Source organism: Kribbella caucasensis (assembly GCF_004361855.1).
GTDB lineage: Bacteria > Actinomycetota > Actinomycetes > Propionibacteriales > Kribbellaceae > Kribbella > Kribbella caucasensis.
Window position 1 is genome coordinate 33,488 of record NZ_SNWQ01000025.1, and the last position, 15,583, is coordinate 49,070.

General features: G+C 66.1%; 13 protein-coding genes. 9 read left to right on the forward strand and 4 right to left on the reverse strand.

Annotated features, from left to right (window positions below; genetic code table 11):
- Positions 1–26: 26 nt before the first annotated feature.
- Complete coding sequence (locus tag EV643_RS36010) at positions 27–2,000, reverse strand: ABC transporter substrate-binding protein (RefSeq protein WP_133804692.1); 1,974 nt, start codon at positions 1,998–2,000, stop codon at positions 27–29.
- Between the two features lie 323 nt (positions 2,001–2,323).
- On the opposite strand from EV643_RS36010, the gene EV643_RS36015 reads away from it, so the two are divergent.
- From EV643_RS36015 to EV643_RS36035, 5 genes are read left to right on the forward strand one after another with little or no spacing between them, the layout of a single operon-like run.
- A complete protein-coding gene (locus tag EV643_RS36015) occupies positions 2,324–3,361 on the forward strand; it encodes a LacI family DNA-binding transcriptional regulator (RefSeq protein WP_133804693.1) in 1,038 nt (345 codons plus the stop codon).
- 15 nt (positions 3,362–3,376) lie between these two features.
- Positions 3,377–4,396: an ABC transporter ATP-binding protein gene (locus EV643_RS36020; protein ID WP_133804694.1), complete on the forward strand. Its 1,020-nt coding sequence runs from the start codon at positions 3,377–3,379 to the stop codon at positions 4,394–4,396.
- A complete protein-coding gene (locus tag EV643_RS36025; protein WP_202869911.1) occupies positions 4,389–5,447 on the forward strand; it encodes an ABC transporter ATP-binding protein in 1,059 nt (352 codons plus the stop codon). The genes EV643_RS36020 and EV643_RS36025 overlap by 8 nt, the downstream gene beginning before the upstream one ends.
- Before the next feature lie 3 nt (positions 5,448–5,450).
- Positions 5,451–6,425 carry a carbohydrate kinase family protein gene (locus EV643_RS36030; RefSeq protein WP_133804696.1) on the forward strand — a complete coding sequence of 325 codons (975 nt, stop codon included), beginning with the start codon at positions 5,451–5,453 and terminating at the stop codon, positions 6,423–6,425.
- A gap of 18 nt (positions 6,426–6,443) precedes the next feature.
- Positions 6,444–7,904 carry a hypothetical protein gene (locus EV643_RS36035; protein WP_133804697.1) on the forward strand — a complete coding sequence of 487 codons (1,461 nt, stop codon included), beginning with the start codon at positions 6,444–6,446 and terminating at the stop codon, positions 7,902–7,904.
- Here EV643_RS36035 and EV643_RS46130 read toward each other — a convergent pair.
- Positions 7,835–8,338 (reverse strand): oligopeptide/dipeptide ABC transporter ATP-binding protein, encoded by a 504-nt coding sequence (locus tag EV643_RS46130; RefSeq protein WP_238166041.1) that lies wholly within the window; start codon positions 8,336–8,338, stop codon positions 7,835–7,837. The two genes, EV643_RS36035 and EV643_RS46130, sit on opposite strands and share 70 nt — an antisense overlap.
- Here EV643_RS46130 and EV643_RS46135 point away from each other — a divergent pair.
- Positions 8,337–8,516 carry a hypothetical protein gene (locus EV643_RS46135; RefSeq protein WP_238166042.1) on the forward strand — a complete coding sequence of 60 codons (180 nt, stop codon included), beginning with the start codon at positions 8,337–8,339 and terminating at the stop codon, positions 8,514–8,516. The two genes, EV643_RS46130 and EV643_RS46135, sit on opposite strands and share 2 nt — an antisense overlap.
- Before the next feature lie 1,030 nt (positions 8,517–9,546).
- On the forward strand, positions 9,547–10,806 hold the full coding sequence (locus EV643_RS36045) for an IS701 family transposase (protein ID WP_133804698.1): 1,260 nt from the start codon (positions 9,547–9,549) through the stop codon (positions 10,804–10,806).
- 369 nt (positions 10,807–11,175) lie between these two features.
- Here EV643_RS36045 and EV643_RS36050 read toward each other — a convergent pair whose 3' ends face one another.
- Positions 11,176–11,472 (reverse strand): hypothetical protein, encoded by a 297-nt coding sequence (locus EV643_RS36050; RefSeq protein WP_133804699.1) that lies wholly within the window; start codon positions 11,470–11,472, stop codon positions 11,176–11,178.
- 108 nt (positions 11,473–11,580) lie between these two features.
- Between EV643_RS36050 and EV643_RS36055 the strand changes: the two genes are divergently transcribed.
- Positions 11,581–12,351 (forward strand): SDR family NAD(P)-dependent oxidoreductase, encoded by a 771-nt coding sequence (locus tag EV643_RS36055; protein WP_133804700.1) that lies wholly within the window; start codon positions 11,581–11,583, stop codon positions 12,349–12,351.
- Between the two features lie 81 nt (positions 12,352–12,432).
- Positions 12,433–14,355, forward strand: a complete 1,923-nt coding sequence (locus tag EV643_RS36060) for a bifunctional phosphatase PAP2/O-acyltransferase family protein (protein ID WP_166665710.1) — start codon at positions 12,433–12,435, stop codon at positions 14,353–14,355.
- Here the strand turns inward: EV643_RS36060 and EV643_RS36065 are convergent.
- On the reverse strand, positions 14,311–15,495 hold the full coding sequence (locus tag EV643_RS36065; RefSeq protein WP_133804702.1) for a PucR family transcriptional regulator: 1,185 nt from the start codon (positions 15,493–15,495) through the stop codon (positions 14,311–14,313). The two genes, EV643_RS36060 and EV643_RS36065, sit on opposite strands and share 45 nt — an antisense overlap.
- Positions 15,496–15,583: the final 88 nt, after the last annotated feature.

Below are 15,583 nucleotides of genomic sequence, written 5' to 3' on the forward strand. Positions count from 1 at the left end.
GTGCCTCCCTTCCGGGTTGGTCTGACTCACTCATCGGCGAACCACAACGCCTCGGCGTTGATGTAGGTGTCCAGCTCGTACGGCGAGCCCTCTTTCGGCACGTTCCGCAGCCGGGTATCGACGATGTTCGGCGTGACCCGCACGCCCGCTGTGGGGATGAAGGCGTAGTTCTCGCGCAGCCAGGTCACCAATTCCTCGTACAGCTTCTTGCCCTCGGGCGACTCCGGCGGGAACGCCTTGCGCGCGGTCGCCAACTCGTAGAACTTCTGCATGTTCGCCGGCGGCTTGCGGCCCTCTTTGCCGTTGGAGGTGAAGTACGTCCAGGTAGCGGGCGACCAGGGGCCCTTGCTGGCCGGCAGGTAGTCCTCAGAGATGCCCGACGCCCAGGCCGGGCCGTCGTTCCAGGCCATCGACGCCATGATCTGGTTGGCCGCCTTGCGCTGGTCGAATAGGGTGCCCTCGACTCGTTCGATCTCGACCTTGATACCGACCTGCTCCAGTTGTTCCTTCAGCAGTTCTGCGACCGGGTCGAAGTCGGGGGATCCTGCCGCGTGGGTCAGCCGCAGGACGAAGGGCTTGCCGTCCGGGCCGAGCCGGAACCCCTTGCCGTCCGTGCGATTCATACCCGCCTCGTCGAGTAGCTGCTTCGCCAGTCCGGGGTCGTGCCCTTGCCACTCGGGGCCCAACTTTTCGTACAGCCCGAAGTACACCGACTTGCTGATGCCTTCGGTATCCACCGCGGCCGCGACAGCCTTGCTGAACCGGTGGGCTGGATCGGCCATCAGCTTCTGCCAGGCGCCAGCCGGGTTCTGGTACTGGTAGTCCTGGTTCAGGAACAACAGCAGCGGGTTGTTGAACGACTTGCTGGTAAAGACCCGGAACTTTGAGCGTTCGGCGTTCTGCTTGTAGACCGGCATCTTGTTCAGGCTCACCTCGCCGCCCGAGGCGAGGGACACCTGTCCTGCCAGAACTGCGTTGGTCAAGGCATCGGGGTCGACCACCCGGTCGATGACGACCTGGTCGACGTACGGGAGCTGATGCCCAGACTTGTCGACGTGCCAGAAGTACGGGTTGCGATCGTAGACGCTGCGGTTCTCCGTCGACTGGCTCAGCACCCACGCGTTCAGCGTCGGCAGCCCGAGCGCCTGGGGAGCACCGACGTCCCAATGAGGCACATCCTTGTAGGTGATGAGCTGCACCCAGTTGGCCCGCCGGTTCTTCTTCACCAGGGCGGCCAGCGCATCGGGCTTGGCGTACTTCTGGTGGAACTGCTTCAGGTAGTGGGCCGGCTTGAAGAGCATGTTGTAGTACGGGATCCAGGAGTTCAGGTTGGCGATGAAGTAGCCGTAGGGCTTGGAGAACTCGAGCTCGAAGCTGTACTTGTCAACCACTTTGAGCTTGGCCGGACCAAGCCTGGCGTCGCCCTGTGTGAAGAGCTCGGTCGGCCACGGCAGCTGCACCTCCTTGTCCTGATACATGTCCTCGAACGCGAACCGCACGTCATCAGTCGTAAGCGGGACGCCGTCGGACCAGCGCAGTCCCTTGCGAATGGTGAACTTGAACGTCTTGTAGTCATCGGTGTAGGAGAACTCGCTGACGATGTTCGGAGCGCTGACTCCGGTCGACTGACTCGGCGATCTTAAGATGGTCGCGCCACCGGCGATGTTCACCCAGCCGGTCGGGAACGTCGCGGCTCCCTTGAACGTCCCGCCGTACTTACCGTCCTGCCAGTCCATGTGCTCCTTCTGCAGGAGCGTTCCATCCCCGACAGCAAAGGGTTGCTCCGGCAACCGCTGGTCGATCGGCGGCAGCTTGCCGGCGGCCACCTTCGCCGCCAGCGCCGGCGGCTCGAGGAATCCGCGCGCCGACTTCGGTCCTTCATTCACTGCGCTGGCGCCCGCCGGTTCGTCATCCCCCGTCGACTGGCGTACCACCACGAAGGCGAGCACGAGCGCCACGAGTACACCTGGCGCGATGAAGCGCCTCAGCTTTCGGTTCATCTGCGATGCAACTCCTTGATGATCAGCGCCTGCGCCGGCGGCTGTCAGAGAACGGCGGACCACGACGGTCCTCTCCCGAGAGGCCCGACCTGCGCGCCTTCGAGGTCGCCCGCAACGGGGGTGGTGGCGGGCGAAGTCAGCTCCGCAAGGGTCCTGCGGGGTGAGCTAGGTGTTACGATTTAGTAAATTGATACAGTGGCTTGCTCAGCTCGTCAAGAGCTGGACACGTCTGGGTTATCTGAGTGACACATGTCGGTGCCCAGCGCTTGACACCGGTGCTGCCTGGCTGAATCCTTTTACTAAATCGCATTAGAGGAGCTGGCATGGTGTCACAGAAGACCCCGCGGCCCACGATGGCTCAGGTGGCCAAGCTGGCTGGAGTGTCGCCGACCACGGTTTCGATGGTGATCAACGATGATCCACGCGCCACCAGCATCTCCGCGCCTACCCGTGATCGGGTCGCCGAGGCGATCAGGACGCTCGGCTACCGGCCGAACTACGCGGCACGTGGGCTGCGGACGCAGAAGTCCGAGACGCTGGGGTTCATCACCGACGAGATCGCCACGACGCCGTTCGCCGGTGACACGATCCGTGGCGCTCAAGAGTATGCATGGAAACGCAACCATCTGCTCACTGTGTTCAACACCGGCGGCGACCCATCGGTGCAGGAGGCCGCTATCGAGATGATGCTGGGGCGCCAGGTCGACGGGATCATCTTCGGTGCGATGTACACCCGTGAGGTGTCACCACCACCACGAAGCTTGGAGCGAAGCCACGCTGTCCTGCTGAACTGCTACGCGCCCGGAACCGACTACATCTCAGTCATACCGGCTGAGCAGGAGGGGGCACGCACCGCCACGCAGATCTTGACCGACGCTGGCCATCGCAGGATCGGTTTCATCAACGGACCCGCTGGTTACGCTGCCAAGGAGCGCCTCAAGGGTCACCGTCGGGCGCTTAAGGAGTTTGGCATCCGCTACGACCCGAGCCTGGTGCGGCAAGGCAACTATCAATCGGACGGCGGTTACGAGCAGGCGTTGACGCTTCTTCGTAGGGATGACGCGCCAACAGCGTTGTTCTGCGCAAACGATCGCACAGCGGTTGGCGCCTACTACGCGATCATGCAGCTCGGTCTCTCGATCCCAGGTGATGTTTCTGTTGTCGGCTACGACAATCAGCTCGAATTGGCCGCCTACGCCAGCCCGCCGCTGACGACGATCCAGCTGCCTCACTACGAAATGGGCTACGCGGCGGCCCAGTACCTGCTCGAAGGAGCACCCTCGAACGGACAGGCCAGCACCGTCCACGAGATCGACTGCCCGGCCGTCCTTCGCGACTCCGTGGGACCGCCACCCAACTGACGGGAACGACGACTTATGAACCTACTCGAGCTCCAGGATCTCAAGACGTACTTCTTCACCGACGAAGGTGTGGTCAAGGCAGTCGACGGGGTCAGTCTGAGCGTCGGCGAACGCGAAATCGTCGGTGTGATCGGCGAGTCTGGCTGCGGCAAGAGCACGATGGCACATTCACTGCTGCGCCTCATCGTTCCGCCAGGGGAAGTAGTCCAAGGCAGCGCGGTACTCAGCCGCAAGGACGGCGGAACCACCGACGTGTTCTCCCTCGAGCCGGACTCCGCTGAGCTCCGCTCGATCCGGGGCAATGAGATCTCGATGATCTTCCAGGAGCCGATGACCAGTTTCTCCCCGGTGCACACCATCGGCTTCCAAATCAGTGAGATGATCGGCCTGCACACCGATCTGAAACCTGCAGAGATCCGTGACCGGGTGCTCGAACTGCTCGCGCGAGTGGGGATCTCGAGTCCCGAGCAGCGCTACGACGAGTACCCGCATCAGCTGTCCGGTGGCATGCGGCAGCGCGCGATGATCGCCATGGCACTCGGATGCAAGCCTCGGATCGTCGTCGCGGACGAACCGACCACGGCCCTCGACGTCACCATCCAGGCGCAGATCCTGGAGCTGCTGAAGGACCTACAGGAGCAGGAGGAGCTGTCTGCGATCTACATCACCCACAACCTGGGCGTCGTGGCCGAGTACGTCGACCGCGTGTACGTCATGTACCTGGGTCGGGTGGTCGAAAGCGCCAGCACCGAGCAACTCTTCGAAAAGCCCCTCCACCCCTACACCCAAAAACTGCTCAGATCGGTCCCCCGGCCAGGAAAGCGCGTCGACAGGCTGGATGTCATCGAGGGGTCGGTGCCCACCCCGATCGGCTTGCCGCCGCAGTGCGGTTTCGTCTCACGCTGCCCCAGTGCACTCGAAGGCATCTGCGACGGCGCCGTCCCAGCGTTGACCGAGGTCGAAGAAGGCCACTTCGTGCGGTGCTTCCTCTACGACGAACAGCAGGAGCCGAAGGATGACTGGGCAGATGTCTGACGAAACCGATGACCGGCGCGTGCTCGCCGTCGACGAGCTCACCAAGTTCTTCCCGATCCGGAAGGGTCTATGGCGCCGCCATTCCGCGGTGGTCCGAGCAGTCGATCGAGTGAACCTGCACGTCGACAAGGGCGAAACGCTCGCACTGGTAGGAGAGTCCGGATCCGGCAAGACGACGCTGGGCCGAATGATCGTCCGGGCGATCGAACCCACCAGCGGCCGGGTCAAGCTGCGTGGTGACGATGAAGACTGGCTGGACCTGACGGCCGCCGAGGGCGACCAGCTCAGGGCAGCGAGGCGCAACTTCCACATGATTTTCCAGGACCCCTACTCCTCCCTGGATCCCCGGATGACAGTTCAGGACATCGTGCTGGAGCCACTCATCCACAACCATCTCGCCCGCGGCGCCGTCGCCCGAAAACGCGTCCTGGAAACCCTTGAGCTCGTCGGTCTGAGCAGCCAGCACCTGCACCGCTACCCGCACGCATTCAGTGGTGGCCAGCGGCAACGGATCGGCATCGCCCGCTCATTGGTCTGCGATCCAAAGCTGATCGTCTGCGATGAGGCCGTTTCCGCGCTCGACGTGTCGATCCAGGCCCAGATCCTCAATCTCCTGAAAGACCTCCAGGCGCGGCTCGGCATCTCCTACCTATTCATCGCCCACGACCTAGCCGTCGTCGAACACATCGCCCATCGCGTCGCGGTGATGTACGTCGGCCAGCTCGTCGAGCAAGCACCAACCGACGAACTCTTCAGCCGGCCACGGCACCCCTACACAGAGGCCCTGCTGTCGGCAGCGCCTATTCCCGAGCCCAACCGGCACCGCGAGCGGATTGTGCTGCGTGGTGAGGTTGCCAGCCCGTCCGCACCACCGAGCGGCTGCTACTTCCACCCCCGCTGTCCCTATGCAATCGACCGCTGCCGAGTCGAAGCACCTGTATGGCGAGAGATATCACCGGCACATCACGTGGCATGCCACCGCGCCGACGAACTGACTCTTACCAGCGGATGGACAGACCCCGAACCCCACGCGACCAAGGTGCCGGTCTGAGCGATGGCACAGGGCGACCTGCACACCTCAACGGGCTCATCCGCCTCAGTAGCGCCACTTGCGCTCATCGTCGGCGAGGCACTGGTCGATATCGTTGGTTCAGGTAAGTTCGACGACGGGCCCCAGGCAACGCCGGGCGGATCTCCAGCCAATGTGGCCGTAGGGCTAGCCCGACTCGGCATCCCCACCGAATTGGTCACCCGCCTCGGAACCGACCCACACGGCAACCAGCTCGCCGCGCACCTGCTCTGCAACGGCGTCCACCTCGCGGCCGGATCGGTCGAGCCGGGCGTCCGGACCAGCACGGCGACGGCGACACTCGACCCGGCGGGCATCGCATCGTATGAGTTCGACATCGTCTGGGAGCCGCCGACGCCCATCCTGAAGCCCGGATGCCGGGTCGTCCACACAGGTTCGATCGCAAGTCTGCTCGAACCGGGTGCCAAAGCAGTCCGCGAGTTCGTCCGCGGACTGACGGAACAACCCGTTACAGTCACCCTGGATCCGAACGCACGCCCGACGATCACCCCAGACCCCGCGGCCGCCTGGTCGGCAATCCAGACGCTTGCCGCAGCGTCAGATCTGATCAAGCTCAGCGATGAGGATTGTGCATTCCTCTTGCCCGGGGCTTCGCTCGGAGAAGTCGCAGCGGAGTTCCTTATGGCGGACCGAACCAAATGTGTGGTGATCACCCGCGGCGGTGAAGGCGCGATCGGTCACACTCGAACGCTTCGCGTTGAGGTCGACGCACCGCCGGTCGAGGTGGTTGATACCGTCGGTGCGGGCGACTCCTTCATGGCCGCACTGATCGCTGGCCTCCTCTCGCGTGGACTGCTCGGCGGTACCCGGCTAAACGGCATCGACGAGTCTGCGCTGCGCGAGGTCATCGCCTACGCGGTCAAGGCCGCCGCGATCACGTGCACACGACACGGCGCCGACCCGCCAACAGGCACCGAACACACAACCACCCGGATGTGAGCACCGGGGGTGAAGGGGGTGACCGAAAACATCGACGCAACGGCGGGGCGGCAGCTGCTGCTTGACGACCACGTGTTCCGCAGCCACAACCTGGTCAGGACCTGGCACCCGGTCGAGGTCAACGCCACGAACCCAGTTCTTCATCCGAGTTCGGACTCCGATCTCAACGGCGGGCGCTGCCCCATTGCCGCGCCGTTCGACGACGGCATCGCGTTCGATCGCAGTACCGGTCTCTGGAAGGTCTGGTACATGTCTGGATGGTTCGACCGTACGCATCTGCGTGAATCCGTCGACGGTGTCGACTGGTTCGCCGATGAACCGGTCGACCTGCTCGGACTGCCGTATCGCCGCGACGGTGGCCTGCTGCAACGAGATGGTGTCAGCGTCTGCGTCGACTACACCGGAGCCCGCAGAGAATATCGGCTGCTCCGCTACGTCCGCCAACGCCCGTCCGACTTCGCGGTCGACACCCTGCCCCATCACGCTTCGCCGGTCGTAGCCGAAGGAGCAGACCTCTACGGCAGCTCCGATGGCGTCAACTGGAATCATCTGACCGCGGTCGGGCCGTGTGGGGACAACACCACGTTCTTCTACGACCCGTTCAGAAAGGAATGGGTCTTCAGCATTCGCACCCATCTCGGTCGCTTCGGCCGTGGCCGCGGCTGGCACTCGGACTCCGACTTGGCCACAGCGGCCACGTGGTCGCCAGAAGAGGTCGTCCCCTGGGTGGCTAGTCACGGCGCTGGTCACGAGAACACCGTCGAGGACCTGCCGTCGCCAGAGATCTACAAGGTCACTTGTATGCCCTACGAGAGCCAGATGCTGGGGTTCTTCGCGATCTATCGGGGACCCAGCAACGACTGGGCCGAGGAGCGAGGTACGCCCAAGATCATCGACCTGTATCTCGGCTCATCCCGCGATGGGTACCACTACAGCCTGAGTCCCCGCCCGCTTCTGGTGTCGTCGCGTCGTCCCGGTAGCTGGGACCGGGGCTACCTGCACATGGTGAACGGCGGCCTGATTCCCGTCGACGACCTGGTGCGGATCTACTACACGGCCTTTTCCGGTGTTTCGCCGTCGCTCGGTGAGCACATGTACGCCGGCGGCTCGATGGGACTCGCGCAGCTCCGGCGTGACGGGTTCGCCTCGCTGGGAGCCGATGCGACCGGTCATGGTGGCGCGGAGTCCAAACGCCTCCGCGTTCGAGGAGAGCACTTGTTCGTGAACGCGACGACGGGTCGCGGCGGAATCGGCGTCTCCGTGCTCGATCACCGCTCGTCGACCCATCACACCGTCACGCTCGGACCTGGAACCGACTCCACCGCGTTCGGTCTGCCGGTCGGGCTCGACGGCGCATACTCGGAGCATGACGTCACCCTGGAGTTCGAGCTCACTGGTGACGCCAGGCTCTACTCGTTCTGGTTCAGCGATCGCTCGGGCATCAGCGGGGGATTCTGTGCGAGCGGCCCGATCGACTGAAGCCTTCCCTGCTCCTTGCCCGATCCGGCAGGCGATGACTCGACGCCCGCGAGGTGCAGTTCAGCGCCGCGATGGCACGCGATCAGGTGGCCAGGAGCTGACGCTCGAAGCGGCGGTGGCTCGTGACGACAACGTTCCTGGACGTACGGGCAGCGGGTCTGGAACGGGCAGCCAGGCGACGGGTTGGCCGGCGAGACGCTGCCCTGGAGAACGATGCGCTGAGGTCGAACATCGGGATCCGGAGTCGGAATCGCGGAGGGCAGCGCTTCGGTGTAGGGATGGAGTGGGCGTCCATAGACGTCCGGTACCTCACCGAGCTCCACGACGTGGCCGAGGTAGATGACCGCGACCCGATCCGCGAGGTGCTCGACGACGCCGAGGTAGTAGGAGACGAACAGATAGGTCAGGTCGAACCGCACCTGCAGGACGGTCATGAGGTTCAGCAACTGGCCACGGACCGAGACGTCCAGGCCGGACACGGGTTCGTCGGCGACGATCAGCCGTGGCGAGAGGGCCAGCGCGGGCGATGCCGATCCGCTGGCGCTGCCCGCCGCTGAACTCGTGCGGGAACCGCCTTCGCTGCTCGGGCCGGAGGCCGACGATCTGCAGTAGGTAGGACACCCGTTCCTCGACCTCGGCCCTGCTACCCAGCCGATGGATGGCGACGATCATCTGCGGCACGGCGAGGCTGCCGACAACGGTCAGGTGGCTGGCGATGTTCGGCATCAGGTAGCGGCGCACGATGCGGGAATGTCTGCTCCGAGCGTCTGGGCTGCGACGACGAAGTCCCTGTCCCGTAACGACAGCACCACGCCGCGGACCTGTCGCGCCAGGCCTCCCCAGGAGACGACGGCCAGGAACCGCGATCATGAAGTAGATAAGCAGCGGCGACCAGTTCTTTGGCGTGGGCCCAGCGGATGAGCCGGCCTGCTTCCTCGCGGTAGGTGGCTGACTCGTCGGTGAGCCAGCGACCGAGGTCGGCTTGCTGGCAGTCGCCGAGGGTGAGGTCTTGCGCATGAAGCCAGTCCAGGAACGCGATGGCACCACGGGCGAGCGCCTGCATCTGGGTTGCGTCCAGCAGAGTGGTGTACGACGAGGTGGCCGGCCCAGGCGTGGACGTGGGTGCGGTCACCGCGTGATTCTTCGAGGAATCTCTCACAACCCACTCGAAGCGAAGAGCACTGCGATGATCGCACGGCCCAGTATCGACCCTGCCGAGTTCTTGCACGAGCATCTGGACCAGGCCAGCCCGGAGTGGCGGTCCGGGTGCTGGTCGAGGACGGCTCGCTGACCAACCTGTCAGTGGAGCTGACCGAGGCGGCGACCGTCGAGCAGGTGAGCCAGCTCGAAGCTGTGGTTTGTCTGGATGGTCGGAATGTGGGTGGCGTTCTTCGTCCTGACGCGCCGACCGGTTCGAGGAGTTGTCGACCTCGATCCGAGACCTGCCGTTCCTCGTGGAGATCGTCGTCTGGTTCCAATTCTTCCGAGGGGTTCTGGGCACAGCCGTCTATACCGGGAACCGGGAGCTGCACCCGAGGCGAGGGCCAGCGGGTGCGGTCTCCGCCGTCGCAGCCCACTAGTAGTACTTTGTTAGGTCGGCGTGTTTGCGTTGCTGTGCAGGGATTTGGTGTTGGATCGGGGTGTGGATGCTGCTGGGTTCGCCGCGGTGGGGGATCGCCTGGATTCCTTTGTGGAGCAGGTGTTCTCGTCGTTCGCGCGGTCGGATCAGCGGGCCGTGGGTGGGTTGTATCTTCGCGGGCTGATGCTGGACGGGCGTCGTAAGTCGATGCAGCCGATGGCGGCGCGGCTGGGGGTGGATCATCAGCGGTTGCAGCAGTTCATCACCGATTCGCCGTGGGACGTGACCCCGGTGCGCAGGGCGCTGGTGGGTCTGGCGACCGCGGTGGTTCACCCGGACGCGTGGGTGATCGATGACACCGGGCACGCCAAGGACGGTGATTCCTCGGCCTGCGTGGCCAGGCAGTACTCCGGCACGTTGGGCAAGGTCGGGAATTGCCAGGTCGCGGTCAGCGTCCATGCCGTCACCGACGCCGCGTCGGCGCCGCTGGACTGGCGGCTGTTCATGCCGGAGAGCTGGGACGACAAGCTCGCCGCCACGCCGGAAGAGGCCGAGGCGGTACGCAGGCGCAGAAGCAAGTGCCGGATCCCCGAGACCGAGCGGCACCGCCGGAAATGGCAACTGGCGCTGGAGATGCTCGACGAGCTTGGGCAGTGGGGGCACCGCCCGCCGGTCGTGGTCGCCGACGCCGGCTACGGCGACGCCACCGCGTTCCGGCTCGGCCTGGAAGAACGCGGCATCGGCTACGTCCTGGCGATCAAGGGCACCACCAGCGCCTACCCGGCGGCCGCCGAGCCGGTCACCGCGCCCTACTCCGGCCGGGGCCGCCCACCCACAGCCCGCTACCCCGACCCGCCGGTCAACTGCAAGGACATCGTCGTCGCTGCCGGCCGAAACGCACTGCGGCAGGTGACCTGGCGCCACGGCACCAAGACGACCCCCGGCAACCGGACCGCGGCAATGCGCTCGAAGTTCACCGCCGTGCGGATCCGGCCCGCCAACCGCGACATCGACCGCGCCGCCGACGGATCACTGCCCGAACGGTGGCTGATCGCCGAATGGCCACCCGGCAAGACCGAACCCACCGACTACTGGATCTCCAACCTGCCCGCCGACACCCCGATCGCCACCCTGGTCCGCCTGGCCAAGATCCGCTGGCGCATCGAACATGACTACCGGGAACTCAAAACCGGCGTCGGCCTGGACCACTTCGAAGGCCGCAGTTGGACCGGCTGGCACCACCACGCCACCATCGCTACCGCCGCCCACATCTTCCTGACCACCCTGCGACTATCCCGCCCAAAAGAGGCTGGGCAGGCCTGACCTTCTACGCCCTACTGCACAAACTGCAGCAACTCCTGGCGTACTGGATCGGCGCCTGCCCCACCTGCCACCAGCACTACCCAACCTAACAAAGTACTACTAGGGGTGTGGAGGCAGTCGATGGTGAACGCGCGTTGAGCCTCTGCGCTCTGATTTCGGCTGTTCCAGGAGTCCGGGATCTCCGTTTCCGGGTTCGGAGCCGTGCGGCGTCCGGCGATAGTGGTGCCGTAAACAAGCAGCGGAGTGCGGTAGGCGTGGTGCAGCCGCAGCGACGAAGGTGCGCTGAGAGATGAGAAAGGGTTCATGTCTCTAGGGACATGAACCCCAAGTGTCCGAGGAGGGACACGCACGCTAACCACACGTTTGGAGCTAGGCCAGATATTCGGCGGCTTCAGGTGATGCGGGCGCCGGCGAAGGCTGCGCAGGGCCGTCCAGCGCCACGGCGAGCATCGGGACGTCGACCTCCGCCGCCGCGTGCAGCTGCTGCCGGGTGTGCTCGAAGAGCGTAGGTCGGCGTCTGCGGAGCTCAAACCTGGCTGTCACTGCCGCCTTGTCACCGAAGGAGGCAGGAACGACAGCGCAGTCGAAATCCAGCTTGAGTACGAGGTACGGCTTTGGCGCGTCGTCGTACTGGTAGCAGTTCGTGCGGACAACGGCGCTTACCACGCCGCTGGCGACCCCAGCCGCTCCCAGCTGAGCTGATTGCTCCGGGCCACGATCGGGCGCCGGGCGAGTATCGTGACAGAGCGTGGCGGGAGCAGTGGAGGTCGGGTCGTGGAGCTGGGCGGCGCGGTGGTGTTGGTGACCGGCGGGTCGGCCGGGATCGGGCGTGCTGTTTGTCTGGAGCTCGCGGTGGCGGGGGCTGCGGTCGTGGTGCATGGGCGCGACGGGCGGCGTACGCAGGATGTTGCGGACCAGGTGAACGGCGTCGCGGTGCTGGCCGACCTGCGTCAGAACGACGCTGTGCAGGCTCTCGCCGGGCAGGCTCTGGCTGCGCATGGTCGGGTGGATGTGCTGGTGGCAAACGCCGGGCTCGGGTGGTCCGGGCCGTTCGTTGAGATGAGCGACCAGGAGATCGCGGAGTTGATCACCGTGGATCTCGTCGCCACCATGCGACTGGCTCGGTTGCTGTTGCCGGGGATGGTCGAACGTCGTACCGGCTGTCTCCTGCTGGTGGCCTCGGTCGCGGGGCGAACCGGCGTTGCGGGGGAGGCGGTCTACGCGGCGGCGAAGGCGGGCCTGGATGCGTTCGCGGAGAGTCTGCGGCTGGAGCTGACTGGTAGGGGTGTCCAGGTCGGCGTCGTCGTTCCCGCTGCGGTCTCGACCGGCTTCTTCGACCGGCGCGGTCGCGCCTACGACCGGCGCGTACCCCGACCTGTGAAGCCTGAGACGGTCGCGCGTGCCATCGTCCGGGCGATCGAACAGGACCGGGCCGAGACCTGGATACCGCGCTGGATCCGGCTCGCTGCCGTCGTACGGGTGGTGTTCCCGGGCGGTTACCGGCGGCTTGCCGCCCGCTTCGGAGAGTCGATCCGGTCTGGGTGATCCGGATCCAGGGTGTGCTATGAAAAGTGCGTGGCCGTCGACGACGGAGGATCGATACAAAGGTTCAGGGTTTGGCGCCAGGTGGTGCTCGGTCTGGCGCTGTTCGGCGTCTACCTGCTCGTCGACCGGCCCGGATCGACCAGGCAGGCGACGGCAGACCGTCACGGACGCGACCTCTACGCGCTGGAGCAGCGCCTCCACCTGGACATCGAGCGGCCGCTGAACGACTGGCTCGCTCCGCACAAGGTTCTGTCCACGCTCGCGAACTACGGGTACGCCTTCACCTACATCATCGGCGCGTTCGCCCTGCTCGTCTGGATCCTGGTACGGCGCCCCGACGCCTTCCGCCAAGCCCGCGACTCGTTCGTCGTCCTCAACGTGATCGCCATCGCCTGCTTTGTACTCTACCCTGTGACGCCGCCCCGTCTGCTGCCCGAGCTCGGGCTCGTCGATACCGTTGCCCAGGGCAATGCATGGTGGTCGGAGCTGGTCGACCACGCCAACCAGTTGGCGGCGATGCCATCCCTGCACGTCAGCTGGGCGGTGTGGGTCAGCATGGTCCTGTTCCGGCTGGGGCGCGCCTGGGTGCAGGTGGTGAGCGGCATCCATGTGATAGTGACCGTTCTGGTCGTCTTTGCGACGGCCAACCACTACGTGCTGGATGTCGTTGCCGCCGTCGTACTGGTCGCGCTGTCAGTCGTGATGGCGAATGGTTGGCACGATCGCGTCGCCCGCCCGGGGGTGGTTGTCCCGTCGCATGACGCCTTCTTCCTCCATGTCGAGACCGCTGCCGCGCCTCAGCATGTCGGTGGGCTGGTCGTGTTCGAGCCGAGTGATGGCGATGCGTTGTCGGTCGAGCGCGTGACAGAGCTGGTGAAAGGTGAGCTCGACCTATTGCCCCGGTTCCGCCAGCGGCTGGGGCCTGCGTCGCGCTGGCGCCGTCAGCGCTGGATCGACGTCGCCGAGATCGACTGGCCGCTACACATCAGCGATCGTCACTCGGCGGACGGCCCGGCCGGCCTACGGCGGATCGTCGCAGAGTTGGCCGAGACGCCGATGGCAAGGGATCGCCCGATGTGGCGGATCGTGATGGTCCGCGAGGTGGCGCCCGGGGTGTCGGCGATGATCCTGCTCCTGCACCATGCCGTCGCGGACGGTATCGGCACCGTGATCCAGGCGCTGAACCTGCTCCGTCCGCGGATCGAGCTGCTCGGCGTGCGCGGTCCGGCGCCGCGCCGCGCACAGTTGCTTGGAGCAACGATCACGGGGCTGGCCCAGCTGGCCACCGACGGCGGAGCGGGCGCGCATCTCGACTGCGCGTCGACGCGACGGGAGTTCGCCACCGCCGATCTAGAGCTGGCCGCCGTACGACGTGCCGCGTCCAGCCGGGGTGTCCGGGTGACCGATCTCGTCCTCGGCCTGATCGCGGACGCGGTCGCCGCTACCCATCCTGACGTCGCCACCCGGCTTCGCGGCCGGATGCGGGTCGCGGTGCCGCTGATGGTGCGCGACCCCGGTGCGGCCGCGGAGACCAACGCGACCGCGGCCGTGATGGTCGACATACCGCTGGACGGCCGCCCGTTCGAGGAGTTGCTCGCCGAGATCAGCCGTCGCACCGCGCGCCTGAGGACGCCGAGCCGGGCCGTGGCCTCGCGGTTCGTGATGGCGACCGGGCTGCGCGCGTTGCCGGAGCCGTCGGCCGGATGGTTCGCGCGGACCGTCTACGGACGCCGCTTCTTCCACGCCATCGTGTCGAACATGCCCGGCTCGACGCAGTCCCTGTCGATGGACGGGGTCCCGATTGCGTCCGTTTACCCGATCTTGCCGCTGGCGCCCGGGTCGCCGCTCGCGGTGGGCGCCCTGAGCTGGGCCGGCTCGCTCGGGATCGGTCTGGCCACCGATCCCGCGGTATTGGACGCAGGTGTTCTGGCCGCGCGGATCGAACAGGTCCTCGGCGTCTCACCGGAACGGCCACACGAGCGCGAGGAAGAGTCGCGCGCGTGACCGCGGCGAGTCCAGCTGATCGCCGTACCGTTCCCGCAGCTGGGCGACCCGGTAGCGCACGGTCTGCGGGTGGATGTGCAGCTCCTCGGCGATCGCCGTACGGTCGCCCATGTGCCGCAGCCACGCGGTCAGCGTCTCGATCAGCCGCGCCCGCGCTCCGGTCGGGAGGTCGTCGAGCGGCGCGAGCAGCTGGTCGCGCAGGAACCCCATCAGGCGCTCGTCGCGATAGACGATGATCGTGTCGAGATGCTCGTCGGCGAACACCGGTTCGTCGGTCAGGATGCCCTGTTGCTTGAGCCGTACGGCGATCTGCGCGATCGCGACGCTTCGCGGCAGGTGCTCCAGGGCCACGGTGTGGCCGACCACGGCATTGGCGCCCCGGAGTGCGCGGCGGAGCTGGTCCCGGCGGCCCGGCAGCCCGGGGTCGGGGACGATGGTGCCGGACAGTTGCTCGTGCCGCACGGGCAGGGATCCCGCATCCACGTGGGCCAGCACGCGCCGGGCGACGTCGGTGTTTGCGTCCACCAGTACGACAGCCCCGGTCGCGGGGATCGGCCAGTTGGCCCGGGCGGCGGCCTCGCGGATCGCGTTCATGCTCGAGCGATCTGAGAGCAGCAGCTCGGCCAGCTCCTCACGGTTGCGCTCCCGAGCCGACGCGTCCTCGCTCTGCTCCAGGACATAGCCGCGCGCGGATGCCGAGGAGAGCTGGTTGACGAAGTCGAACACCGCCTCGGCGAGCGCCGCCAGGACACCTGGCCGGACCCCGAGTGCCAGCGCCGTGTCCGAGACGTGCCGCCAGGCGGTGCGGGCGCCGAGCTGGTACGCGGTCAGCAGGCGGGTGAGGTCCTGACCGGCCTGCCACTGGCGGCGGCCGATCTGCTCGAACACGATCTGGATCGTCTGCGCGCCCTCGAGACTGTCGTCTCGCGACGCCGACCGGCCGTGCTCGGCCATGTCGAGGAGTCGGTGTATGAACAGCTCGGCGGCTTCCCGCATACCGTGCGGATTGTGTTCGAGGAACGCGGCGTACTCGGGCATACCGTCGGCGAGCAGGTCCCGGACCTCGGCCAGCAGCTCCGGCAGACGGTTGTCGAGGGCAAGCTCCAGTCTCGCCCGGCCCTGCGCCGCGTCGGTGCCCATCGCCCGCCCCCCGTAGTGCTCTAGACAGCCCTGTCGCGCCCTGGGACGTCCTGCCGCTCGTCCAGCTCTGAACGCCCAGCCGCGCTCT